General features: G+C 56.0%; 14 protein-coding genes. 3 read left to right on the top strand and 11 right to left on the bottom strand.

Annotation, left to right across the window (positions count from 1 at the left end):
• Positions 1–515 precede the first annotated feature (515 nt).
• The 11 genes from AADJ04_RS16185 to AADJ04_RS16135 form a co-directional block, all read right to left on the bottom strand.
• The gene (locus AADJ04_RS16185) at positions 516–1,892 is read right to left on the bottom strand and encodes a zonular occludens toxin domain-containing protein (protein WP_341240241.1); all 1,377 of its coding nucleotides are present in this window, start codon (positions 1,890–1,892) and stop codon (positions 516–518) included.
• The gene (locus AADJ04_RS16180) at positions 1,889–2,224 is read right to left on the bottom strand and encodes a DUF2523 family protein (protein WP_341240240.1); all 336 of its coding nucleotides are present in this window, start codon (positions 2,222–2,224) and stop codon (positions 1,889–1,891) included. Before AADJ04_RS16180 ends, AADJ04_RS16185 begins: the two co-directional genes overlap by 4 nt.
• A 1-nt stretch (position 2,225) precedes the next feature.
• Entirely contained in the window at positions 2,226–3,647 is a 1,422-nt protein-coding gene (locus AADJ04_RS16175) for a hypothetical protein (protein WP_341240239.1), read from the bottom strand.
• A gap of 115 nt (positions 3,648–3,762) precedes the next feature.
• A complete protein-coding gene (locus AADJ04_RS16170; protein ID WP_341240238.1) occupies positions 3,763–3,990 on the bottom strand; it encodes a hypothetical protein in 228 nt (75 codons plus the stop codon).
• Positions 3,991–4,072: 82 nt separating this feature from the next.
• Positions 4,073–4,285, bottom strand: coding sequence for a hypothetical protein (locus AADJ04_RS16165; RefSeq protein WP_341240237.1), 213 nt, complete (start codon positions 4,283–4,285; stop codon positions 4,073–4,075).
• Positions 4,286–4,601: 316 nt separating this feature from the next.
• The gene (locus tag AADJ04_RS16160; RefSeq protein WP_207374826.1) at positions 4,602–4,817 is read right to left on the bottom strand and encodes a hypothetical protein; all 216 of its coding nucleotides are present in this window, start codon (positions 4,815–4,817) and stop codon (positions 4,602–4,604) included.
• Positions 4,818–4,820: 3 nt separating this feature from the next.
• Positions 4,821–5,141, bottom strand: coding sequence for a hypothetical protein (locus AADJ04_RS16155; protein WP_207374825.1), 321 nt, complete (start codon positions 5,139–5,141; stop codon positions 4,821–4,823).
• Between the two features lie 11 nt (positions 5,142–5,152).
• On the bottom strand, positions 5,153–6,373 hold the full coding sequence (locus AADJ04_RS16150) for a replication initiation factor domain-containing protein (RefSeq protein WP_341240236.1): 1,221 nt from the start codon (positions 6,371–6,373) through the stop codon (positions 5,153–5,155).
• A complete protein-coding gene (locus tag AADJ04_RS16145; RefSeq protein ID WP_341240235.1) occupies positions 6,364–6,888 on the bottom strand; it encodes a hypothetical protein in 525 nt (174 codons plus the stop codon). Before AADJ04_RS16145 ends, AADJ04_RS16150 begins: the two co-directional genes overlap by 10 nt.
• A gap of 1,142 nt (positions 6,889–8,030) precedes the next feature.
• The gene (locus tag AADJ04_RS16140) at positions 8,031–8,366 is read right to left on the bottom strand and encodes a response regulator (RefSeq protein ID WP_341240234.1); all 336 of its coding nucleotides are present in this window, start codon (positions 8,364–8,366) and stop codon (positions 8,031–8,033) included.
• Positions 8,367–8,468: 102 nt separating this feature from the next.
• Positions 8,469–8,834 carry a metalloregulator ArsR/SmtB family transcription factor gene (locus AADJ04_RS16135; RefSeq protein ID WP_341240233.1) on the bottom strand — a complete coding sequence of 122 codons (366 nt, stop codon included), beginning with the start codon at positions 8,832–8,834 and terminating at the stop codon, positions 8,469–8,471.
• 103 nt (positions 8,835–8,937) lie between these two features.
• Here AADJ04_RS16135 and AADJ04_RS16130 point away from each other — a divergent pair, with 103 nt between their 5' ends.
• The 3 genes from AADJ04_RS16130 to AADJ04_RS16120 all read left to right on the top strand — a co-directional run bounded on the left by AADJ04_RS16130 (position 8,938) and on the right by AADJ04_RS16120 (position 9,987).
• Positions 8,938–9,318: a rhodanese-like domain-containing protein gene (locus AADJ04_RS16130; RefSeq protein WP_044394697.1), complete on the top strand. Its 381-nt coding sequence runs from the start codon at positions 8,938–8,940 to the stop codon at positions 9,316–9,318.
• Positions 9,319–9,400: 82 nt separating this feature from the next.
• The gene (locus AADJ04_RS16125) at positions 9,401–9,592 is read left to right on the top strand and encodes a DUF2892 domain-containing protein (RefSeq protein ID WP_044394699.1); all 192 of its coding nucleotides are present in this window, start codon (positions 9,401–9,403) and stop codon (positions 9,590–9,592) included.
• A 41-nt stretch (positions 9,593–9,633) separates the two neighbouring features.
• Complete coding sequence (locus AADJ04_RS16120; RefSeq protein WP_044394702.1) at positions 9,634–9,987, top strand: carboxymuconolactone decarboxylase family protein; 354 nt, start codon at positions 9,634–9,636, stop codon at positions 9,985–9,987.
• Positions 9,988–10,136 lie beyond the last annotated feature (149 nt).

Here is a 10,136-nt window from a genome sequence, read left to right as displayed (position 1 = left end):
GCATCTGTGGCGCGGGCAGCGAGTACCATTATTTGATGCTTACTTTTGAGACACCGCACTAGATACGATGTATAGTAAAGTTAAATCACTTTTCGCACTTCCATAGATACAGTCTAAACAAATAGCCCCGCAAATGGGGCTTTTTTGTTTGTTGGTCTTTTACAACGGGTACGGGTTGCACTACGGGTAAACATGGGGCCTTGCCGCCCCATACCCCAGCCCCCAAGCCTTCGGCGCGTGGCTATTCGCCACTTTGTGGCCCCCGGTTTGTCCCTCAGAAAGTGATAGAGCTACAGTTACGCCATGAAATTTGCAGCTTTGGCGGCGTGGGCCGCTTCTCACCCTTGGATAGCCAGCGCGGTGGCGGTGCTGGCGTTGTTTTTGGCCGCTGGTCTTGTGTCGCGCATGGTGCGCAGGCGAAGCCGCCCGCTACTGAGGTCTGCAAAGGAACAGGCGGCATTCAAGCCGATGCAGACTGTGTACACGCCCAAAAGATACAGGCGCGAGAGATAGGGCTACCTTGGGCGATAGGCCGCCACAACATCGGCAGGAGTTGAATAAGGCTGCTGCGCTGGTGGAGGCTGAAAACTTGCGGACGTTTGAGAGGCAGAACGACTGGAGCCAGTTGGAGCGCCGCCGCCCTCAGGGACTTCCAGCACCAAAGGCTTATCGTTTGAACCGGAGGCCATTGCGGGTGCATCACAAGTGATGGCGATAGCCTTATTGGACTTAAAGCGAAGAATACCGGCGCAATCGGTAAGAGGTTCCCAGGTGTAGCCAGCGGCTTTCAAGTCCCGACTGTCCAAGGTTGCAATGCGCTGGCCGGAACTACTGACGGAAAAGGTATATACGGTTTTTTCTCCCATGGTGATTCGGCCAGTAAGGTGCAAACCCTTGCTTGCATATGGCTCGGGCTCATCGACAGGAGAAAGCTCTGCCTGGCTGGTTTGGACGGGTGCGGGGGAAGGCTTTTGGACTGCCTGGGGCGGTGGAAATGCAGCCCGCATGAGGTCATCCTGGGGGAGGGATGACACATCGACAGGGGGAGATAGCTTAGTAGCCTTCTGCGGCTTTTCTGAGGGCCAGAAGGCCCAAATGCACGCGATGGCAACGACGACATAGAACGCACGCGAAAACAGCATGAAGGCGCGGTACTCACTCTTAACGTCCGTAGCTGCACTTTCAGAAACTGAATTGCCGTTGGTGTGGCTCTTGTAGAGCGGGAAATATTGGGACTTGTATTCGCGCTCTTCGGTGGTGATTACAGCGCCACGGTAGCCAGCATGCACCTTGCGTATGTAGCGCCCCTTCTTGCCCAGAATGTCCGCGCTCCTGACCTTGATGAGCATCGCAACCAGCCCGGCTATAGGCTGATTAATGTCACGGAAGTTTTGGGTCATCAGAAGCACATCGGCATTGAAATGCCGATGAAGCTTGAACCACTCGACCACCTGGGGATCCGTGCCGAGCTTGGGAAAAGAAACGTGGCATTCGTCGATGACGTAGAGCGGACCTTGGCCGCTTTCTGGGTGTTTCCAAGTGGTGTAGTAATCCCAAACAGAGCCAAAGACAGGGGCTGCGACCTTGGCTGCTTGGGAGTCAGCAACGTGGACAACTTCACTAAGGGACGTGGACTCAGAAAAGAGCTTGAACGCTTGGCCGTTCCCGTTATCGTCGATCGAGTTTGCATCCCAAACGCCAAGGACAGGGGCAGGTCTGCGGCGAATCTGGATCAACGAGCGGTAGCCGGGGTCAATGGCTGCGAACACCTCGACATTCAGGGGCAGGTTAGTGATAACCAGGCGACCAGTCTGGAGAGCCGCCAGCACGTGATACACGGTAGCCTCATAGCTTTTGCCAGAGCCTGGGATGCCTTCAAGACCGTTGATCATGAGCCGAGCCTAGTAAAGGGAATGAGCTGGAGGACGAGGCGTATGGCGATAGCTGCAACGATGATGCCGGAGGCAGGGCCGACGCCGAGCAAGCCCAAGATGTTGATGATTTCCGCAGGCATGGAAGACCAGGCACCGAGGTTCGTGGTAATGGCTTCAAACTGAATGCCCTGCAACAGGCCGACGATGATGGACAGAAACTGTTCCAAAGGCCAGCAAATTACATCTTTTGCGAAGTCCCACGCAGCCTTAAAAACGGAAACGGCCAAATCCGAAAACCACGCAATAACAGCCGTGATTTTCTCCAGCAGCATTGAAAAAAATTTGCCCATATCAACCACCGAAAATCAAACGACGAGCCAGCAAAAGAGCGCTTGCAATGATGACTAGCTTTGCAACGTCCCAGACCCAACAAGGAGGGCTAACGTCTTGCAATCCGCCATTTGTCCATCCGTCAATGGTTAAATCGACTTTCCACGACGGGCAAGTGCCGGCGGAAACGTTGGGCAGCAGAGAGGGGGCGAGATTAAATAAAGGCGTTGCTTTTATTTCCTGAAGCTTGGAATTCCACACGCCGGTTATTCCGTCTGGGTATTTGGGTTCATAGAGCTTAGGCTGCTCTGGCAAAGGCTTGTCTGTTACTTCGACCTTCTCACAGGCGGCGATTTCTGGATACTTTTCGCAGAGGCTTTTGTCCTGTTCCTCTGTTGGCTTGTCTTGACCATCAGGCGTGGGGTTTTCAACAGGGTTTGGATTGGTTGAAACGGTTTCACCAGGTTTGACGTCAACACGCCAGGGACTATCAGGAGTCGGAGCCGGCACTATATCGACATAGGGCTGGCGGTACTGCTGGGGGTCAGTATTTGGGATTGGCTGAGGTTCGCCAGTGGGCACCCGAAGTGGTCGATTGGCGGGGTTTTCGCCGGGTGCTGGGTTGATAAACGGCTGTTCGACGGGCAGAGGCGTACCTTGGGGAAGTTCCAGGGGGACACTATCAGGCATGGGCCATCCGGGCTGATTGGCTGGGTTCAATGCCTCGACAAGTTCCTGCTGTGTTAGCTCTTTTGGCTGGGGGGTCTGTGTGCAACCGGCTGGGGTTGAATACCAGCCAGCGGGGCAATCAGATCCGCGCACCCTAACATCAAATTCAGTGGTCGTGTTGCCCTGGATTTTCGAATAGACACGAAATTTAGCGTAATTTGTACCGGCGGCCTTAAAGGTACCAGCATATTCCCATGTTTGCCGAGAATCAGGGTCAGGGTGAGCTTGCGAAGCTGCTTGCGCAATTCCTGCAAATTTGATCCCGGCCGCGTCAATGCTTGAATACCAATCAGTAGCCAAAGGGCCAGACACAATCGAATATTCATAGCCAGTAGAAGGCACGGCGGAAGGGTCGGCCCTTGTCCATTTGCCCGTTGCGACGTCGTAGGTGACCGCAGCGACTCCGAGCCACGCAGCAATCCCGACAGCGGTACGAATACCGGGATTCAGATAGAGAGCAGCAGCAGCAATGCGCGGCGCATTTGCGGCAAGCCTGTATGCAGCTGGCATCTTGACTGCTTGACCGCCGACGTTCGCAGTTAAAGCACCTGCTTGGTTGATCACCTTCCCATAAACACGATCGTTCGCCGATGCTGCGTAGGTGTGACCGGCAGCAGTTGAAGCGTAGCCAGAGGGGGCAGCAAGCTGGGCGTATCCGGCGTGGGCAGACAGAGCCAAAAACGAGAAAGCAGCAATGAGGGCTTTTTTGATCATGGGTTAGACCGGAAGCCAAGAACAAAACAGACGGCACCCAAGCCGCCGAGCATGCCCATGAGGGCAAAGAACAGAGCGACGAGGGCGCCGGAAATCATGGGTAAACCTTGATTTCTTAGACCTTGCGCACGATGCGCTTGGCGAGGTCAGGACCCTTGAAGGCGATGGCAATACCAATGACCAGCAGGCCAGCAGCCACCACCTTAGCGGCGATGCCGGAGAGATCAACCGCATCGATGAAGGCGTTCCAGTCAGAAGTAGCGTGAGCAGGCACCGCGGTAGCGACCATTACGCCAGCAGCCAGGAAAGCTTGAGAAACCTTGTTTTTGAAGTTGAAGCGCATGATTTTTTCCTTGAAAAAAAAGTTGTTGAAAAGGTATCGGGAATCGACACCGCGAAGGCAGAAGCCTTGACGCTGCGGACTCTCACAACTTGCGCACCATGCCAACGGCAATGGATAGCAACCAGCCAATGAGGAAGCTTGAAAACACGAAGCCAAAACCCCAAGCGATGACCTTCAAAACCAGCTCGGGTGTGATGCCGACCAAGGCAGGATCGAGCAAGGTTTCCAGGCTGATCCAAACCTGTTCAGAAGGAGGACAGGGGTTTGTTTCAGTGGTGCAGGTGAAAACAAGCATGATCAAAAAATGCCCTCGTAGTCTTCACCGGCAAGGATGGATTCGCATTCAGGACATTCAGGCAAAGCCGCGTTAGCGGCCTCGTCAGAGCGGGGCTGAAAGTCATCTTCGGTGCCAACGAAACCGCAGGCGTAACACTCGATTGGTGTGCACATGGCTGAGGCCTCAGGTCTCGTAAGGTTCTGGATTGCCGCACTCGGGACATTCCATCTCATCAACTTCAATCAGTTCCTCAATGTCAGAGTCGTAGACTTCATGTGATCCAGTCTTGAACTCGATGAGATGACCCTCGTACCCGCAAAGGCCGCAAGCGAAATTAGCCATTTGTTTTTTCCTTTTGATAAAGGTTGTCCAAGTCAATGACCTGGGGACGGTGGAAAGGCTCGGTGTGATCCTCAATAAGCTGGGCGCAGGTTTCGAGGTCATCCAGCGTTGCAGCCTCGGTGAGCAACATGACCCACTCGGGCTGCCCATCGTCTGGATTGGGGGCGAGAAATGCCCCCGTAGTGCGCGACTGGATGACGAAGCGCATGGCTTAGGCAGGGGCCTTAGTGGAGGCTGGCTTGATGCCCAACAGGGTCAGCTTGACGCTGTTGTCAGCACCGGCGACGACGTCGAACTCACAGTCGCAGAGGATGCCGCCGAGGGGCCATTTGTCCTTAAGGTGTGCCCACTTCTGGAACTCGGTGGAGTCGCCAAACTTGAAAGGGCGGGTGACGACGCCGATGGAGTCACCGGACTGGCTTGCCGCGATATCCACGGAGAGGTGAAAGGTAGTGGAGTCATACCCACGCCCTTCAATTTCGCCCTTGCTGGACTTGATGCCGTGGAGCACGGCGGTGTTTTTCATCTTCATGTTTTGGGTTCCTAAACGGCCAAGGTTGATGCCATCCGCGCATGGCCAGTGCGGGGGGCGCGAACGCGAGCGAAGGCACGTTCAAACGCGCCGGATATCTCTTGCTTGCTGAACTTCTGCAAACGGCCTGGGGCTTTTTTGTTGAGAAGAATTTCTTCAATGAAACTGGTGTTGCCGAGGTGCTCGAAACACAGAGCGATGCTGGGTGCAGCCGTGTCCATGAGCCATTGCACATTGCGCTTCACTTCAGCGCAGATGGTTTCAGCGGCGAGGCGCTTTGTGGTGGGCACGGGCTCGGGAGTGACCTGGGCACCGGCTTCACGGAGAAGGCGCGAATGCCATTCGCTGGCACCTGCGAAAAAGTCAGCAGGGCGGCGGAGAATGTCGGACTCGAGCACGCGGAGCTTGTTGCCCCAGCGCAGTTCAGCGCGAATCCAGGGACTGTCATCCTTAGGGCCGAATAGCTGGTGGCCCTTCTCATACACGTTGGTTTGTTTGCCCGCTTCTTTGCTGCCGAAGTAGAAGGAGCGTGCGCGACCATTGCACCAGTCGCCAACCAGGTTGCACTTTGGTTGTTTGCCGCAGTGATCCATGAGGCCAGCCTGATAGTCAGCCTTCACGCGATCCATGCCACCGCTGAAACCGTCGAAGAAATCTAGGGCCAGATCGACGCGGGTGATAGTGGCGCAGGTGGCTTCAACGATGTTGGCGAGGCGATGATTGAAGCCAGTTTCAGCGAAGGTGCAGGCAGTACCGTAGAGGTTGCAGTGAATGGTTTTGGCCTGGGCGTTCTGGCGTGGGCTGTCGCCCGATGCCAAGTAGCCGACCCAGCCGCATTCGACTTCATTGCGGACGATCGACCACCGGAAGCGGTAGAAGTCGTGCCCCTTGCGAATCTCGGGGTACACGGAGAAATCAGGGCCGAGGGCTTCGCAGACTTGTTCGGCCAAGGCTTTGGCCTGGGCGCTGGCTGCAAAGTCGGGGTCAGGCAATTCGCGCAGAGCCTGAGCGAGGCGCTTTGTCCTGTTTACGTCGTCAGAAAAGCGAGGCGAATCGTGAAGGGGAAAAAGGTCATCAACAGTCGGGGCAGGAGCTGCGCGGAGGTTGCAGGTGAAGCGCACCCAATCGACATGAACAACCTGTTTTGTCTTCTGCCGCTCAGCAGTCAGGCGGAGCTTGACTTCATTGCCATCAAGAACGAGGTCAGTTTTCTTTGCACGGGTCATATACATGCCTTAGCCAAGTCAACAAGCCAGGTGGCGAACGCTTGAGGGGTGCGCTCACGCTCGGGCCTACCCATGCGTTCAACGGTGGTGACGGTGGCCTGTTCACTGAAAGGAATTTCGGGAACAGGGCCGACAATGTAGAGGCAGGATTTTTTGGGGGCACGGTGTCCCCACCAGCTCTGCATCACTGGAACGAGAACGCCGCCGAAACGATCACGCATGCCAAAGCCGATACAGCCAGCTTCGGCCCAGAGGCGGGATGCGTAAGGGTGCTCAAGAACGCCGCCGAACTGGCGAACCTTCTCCATAGCCCAGAGGCTTAGCTCTTTTTCGCCAGGTCTAGGCTTTGCCATGTGCGAGAGCTGGCCCCATGCGCGGCATGGAGGATGAAAAACGCCAGGTACGCCACCCGGCCAGGTCAACGCATCGCGGGTTGCGTCGTAGCAGTCACACCCGAGGGCCGCGTAATGGTTGACCTTGCGGACGAACAAGGCAGCAACATTTGATGATGGTGAATTCATGCTTGTGCCTGGTTCAGGTTCTCCCCGTGATTACCATCGGGGAGGGGTTGAGAGAGGGCGGCGCAATCCGCCACTTCCCCGCGGAGCGGGGCCCCTTCTGCGGAAAGCGCCGCCCGGTCATAGGACGGCACAAAGCCACCCAAAAACTGGGCGATGCTCAGCCACTGGTCCCGGTTGCGGGGCGTGCAGACTGTCATTCGGAGCGCTCCACGTCAGACGCGCAGCGTGGGCAAACCATGTGCGACTCATTCGAGTCATAGTCTCCGTCGTAGCCGAGCATGTCGTCAGCCTGATGGCCCGTACCCTCCCAACCGCAGGCAGGGCAAAAAAATGGCTCGTCGTAAAGGTCGTTGTGGTACTTCATGACAAATCAGATTTGCAGGTTTAGACTAATGGTGACCAAAAAGGTAATACCAAGCAGGTAATACCAAACTGGTAGCGTTTATACCAAGAAGGTAGCACCCATGAAACAAATACCCGAGCTAATCGACAGGGCTTTAGAAAAAACAGGAACAGTCTCAGCGCTTGGAAAAGCGCTAGGAATACCGCCCGCCATGGTGTCGATGTGGAAGAACGGGACGAAGCCATGCCCGCCAGAAGATCAAGCGCGGATAGCTGCGATTGCGGGGATTGATCCGATACAAACCCTCGTTCGTGCCCACATCGAAAAGCACGAGGGAACCGAGAAAGGTGACCAGCTGGCGCGGGTCTTGGGAAAGTTCTTAGTAGCGACTGGCGCGGCAGTCGCTACAAGTGGAGCAAGCGCAGCAGCGGCCATTTCACCGACATATAGAAGCCTGCTCGACTTGATACGATGTATATTATGTTAAATAGCTCAGCAGCAAACATCGAAAAAAATTAAACGCCTGGTGGAGATACGCCGCTTGCCCGCCCGGCATCTGCTGCTGATGACTGGATGCCTACCTCTAGGGCCAGGGCCGAGCTGACTGCCGGAACTGGCGACGTACCGATCTGCGGGACGTTTCAACGAATGTGTTGGACGGCAAAATTTCTTTTCAGCCGACCCAACACATTAATGTGCGGACTTTTCACAGAGACGCTTCACGATTTCCAGAAGCTTCATGGAATTGAAGGGTTTCACCAGATAGGCATCAGCGCCAGCAGCAAGCCCCGCTTCAATATCACGCGGTTGCCCCCCGCGCTGTCACCAACACCACCGCAGGCAATCCCAGAGCTGGGTTGGTTTTCAAGAGACGACACAAGTCCAAGCCATTCATGCCACCCGGAAGCATGATGTCGAGCACCAGTAGATGCGGACGCACTCGGTGAACCATCTCTAAACCTTCAGACGCATCTGAAGCCTCATAGATTTCATAGCCATCGAACTCCAGCATCATTCGAATCAAATGGCGGAGGTCGGCATGATCTTCGACGATCAGAATGCGTGCGCTCATCGTGTATCTATTTTTTGCCTGCCGAGGAAAAAGAAAAAACACCTTCATCAAGGTGCGATTCAAGAAGACTTTGCGGTTTTCCTCGATGGGAAGTGACTTGGCAAGAGACCCAGGCGGCGGTTTGGCCCCCCGCCAAAGCAATCGGCCCAAGGCCCAAAGCGAAGCCTACGCGATCTCACCGGTCTCAGGCACACAAAACTGCTGAAACAGCACGCCCATGACGGCCAAGGCCTGTGGGCTGGCGATCTGGTAGTAGATGTTTTTGCCTTCACGGCGGGTACTGACCAAGCCTTCTTCGCGCAAGACCCCCAATTGCTGCGACAGCGTAGGCTGACCAATGCCGACCAGCTCCTCCAGCTCCCCTACCCGCTTCTCGCCCTCGGTGAGTTGGCACAGCAAAAGCAAACGGTCGGGGTTGGACAACGCCTTCATCAGCCTGCAAGCCGTATCTGCCGAACGCCGCATGGTTGCCAAGTCCATGGCAGTGGTGCCGTCAACGTCCATTTCCATCGACTCCATATTCAATTTCATTGACTATAGTCTATTGACTGACAATATATAAGTCAACATACTATGTGCCAGTTCATTCAGCCCGATCAATCCCGTCCCCCTACTCATCTTTGAGGAAACATCCATGAAAAATGCCCATGACCTCGTGCAAGACGCCAAGCTGCACGTGCAGGAGGTGCCGCTGGACCTGGCGGAAAAAGCCATTCAGCAGGCGGACGTTCTGATCGATGTGCGTGAAGCCGAAGAGTACATGGCTGGGCACATTCCGGGTGCTGTGCACATGTCGCGCGGCGTGCTGGAATTCAAACTCAGCGGCACCCCTGCTCTGGCAGCGCGCGACACCCGAATCACGCTGTATTGCAAGACGAGCGGCCGCGCCGCGCTGGCAGCCTGCGCGCTGCAAAGCATGGGCTACTTGAACGTGCAGTCCATTGCTGGCGGATTTGATGCATGGGTGGCTGCCGGCAAGTCGGTAGCGCAGCCAGAGCAGCCATCGTTTGAATAACCCACAGGCCGTCCACGCCACCTAATTTTCCCTTTTCCCAAAGGTGCCTCATGGTGGGGCACCACAACTCTCTGGAGGAACCATGAAATTCAACGTCGGAACCATAGATCGCGTATTGCGGATCGTTGCCGGTCTCGTGCTCATCGCCCTGGCCGCGACCGGCACCGTAGGGTGGTGGGGCTGGCTGGGGGTCATACCTCTTGCCACCGGGCTGTTTAGGTTCTGCCCCGCGTACACCCTGCTGGGCATCAACACCTGCCCACTGAAGAAGTAACCCCAGCGCGGCACTGCCGCGCGCACCGCGAGGAATATGCAATGAGTACTTTTGACCACGCAGGCCTGATCCAGGGCATCAACGAGAGCCTGGCTACTTTCCGCAAGGCCCAGCCCGAGACCATGCGAGGCTTTTCACAACTGGCGCAGGCCTCGATGGCCGAGGGCGCGCTCAGCAGCAAGCACAAGGAATTGATTGCGCTGGCCATCGGCGTCACCCAGCGCTGCTCTGGCTGCATCGGTTTTCACGTCAAGGCACTGCAAAAGCTGGGCGCTACCCGCACCGAGCTGGAAGAGATGCTAGCCGTGTGCGTCTACATGGGCGGCGGCCCAGCACTGATGTACACGGCCGAGGCTTTGAAGGCCTGGGACACCATGGCCGCAGCCGCCGCTTGATTTTCATGCCACCGGGGAGCGACGAATCCTCTCCGGCCTGACGCAGCAAAAGCACGCGGCGCCACAAAGGGCCGCGCGCAAGAAACCTTCATCCCAGGGGTCTCCTCGTTTTCAGTGCAATAAGTGACGGTACGAAAAGCTAGCACTGG

Origin of the sequence: uncultured Acidovorax sp. (assembly GCF_964021665.1) — a bacterium.
GTDB classification, from domain to species: domain Bacteria; phylum Pseudomonadota; class Gammaproteobacteria; order Burkholderiales; family Burkholderiaceae_C; genus Acidovorax; species Acidovorax temperans.
The sequence above is the reverse complement of the archived record's forward strand: the minus strand, read 5'-3'. Positions and strand labels throughout refer to the sequence as shown.

Excerpts from the sequence above, each read along its gene's own strand:
- AADJ04_RS16120 (WP_044394702.1), top strand. The coding sequence starts at position 9,634 with ATGAGTACTTTTGACCACGCAGGCCTGATCCAGGGCATCAACGAGAGC.
- AADJ04_RS16180 (WP_341240240.1), bottom strand. The coding sequence starts at position 2,224 with ATGGGCAAATTTTTTTCAATGCTGCTGGAGAAAATCACGGCTGTTATT.
- AADJ04_RS16185 (WP_341240241.1), bottom strand. The coding sequence starts at position 1,892 with ATGATCAACGGTCTTGAAGGCATCCCAGGCTCTGGCAAAAGCTATGAG.
- AADJ04_RS16155 (WP_207374825.1), bottom strand. The coding sequence starts at position 5,141 with ATGAAGATGAAAAACACCGCCGTGCTCCACGGCATCAAGTCCAGCAAG.
- AADJ04_RS16150 (WP_341240236.1), bottom strand. The coding sequence starts at position 6,373 with ATGTATATGACCCGTGCAAAGAAAACTGACCTCGTTCTTGATGGCAAT.
- AADJ04_RS16130 (WP_044394697.1), top strand. The coding sequence starts at position 8,938 with ATGAAAAATGCCCATGACCTCGTGCAAGACGCCAAGCTGCACGTGCAG.
- AADJ04_RS16125 (WP_044394699.1), top strand. The coding sequence starts at position 9,401 with ATGAAATTCAACGTCGGAACCATAGATCGCGTATTGCGGATCGTTGCC.
- AADJ04_RS16160 (WP_207374826.1), bottom strand. The coding sequence starts at position 4,817 with ATGCGCTTCGTCATCCAGTCGCGCACTACGGGGGCATTTCTCGCCCCC.
- AADJ04_RS16145 (WP_341240235.1), bottom strand. The coding sequence starts at position 6,888 with ATGAATTCACCATCATCAAATGTTGCTGCCTTGTTCGTCCGCAAGGTC.
- AADJ04_RS16170 (WP_341240238.1), bottom strand. The coding sequence starts at position 3,990 with ATGCGCTTCAACTTCAAAAACAAGGTTTCTCAAGCTTTCCTGGCTGCT.
- AADJ04_RS16175 (WP_341240239.1), bottom strand. The coding sequence starts at position 3,647 with ATGATCAAAAAAGCCCTCATTGCTGCTTTCTCGTTTTTGGCTCTGTCT.
- AADJ04_RS16135 (WP_341240233.1), bottom strand. The coding sequence starts at position 8,834 with ATGAAATTGAATATGGAGTCGATGGAAATGGACGTTGACGGCACCACT.
- AADJ04_RS16165 (WP_341240237.1), bottom strand. The coding sequence starts at position 4,285 with ATGCTTGTTTTCACCTGCACCACTGAAACAAACCCCTGTCCTCCTTCT.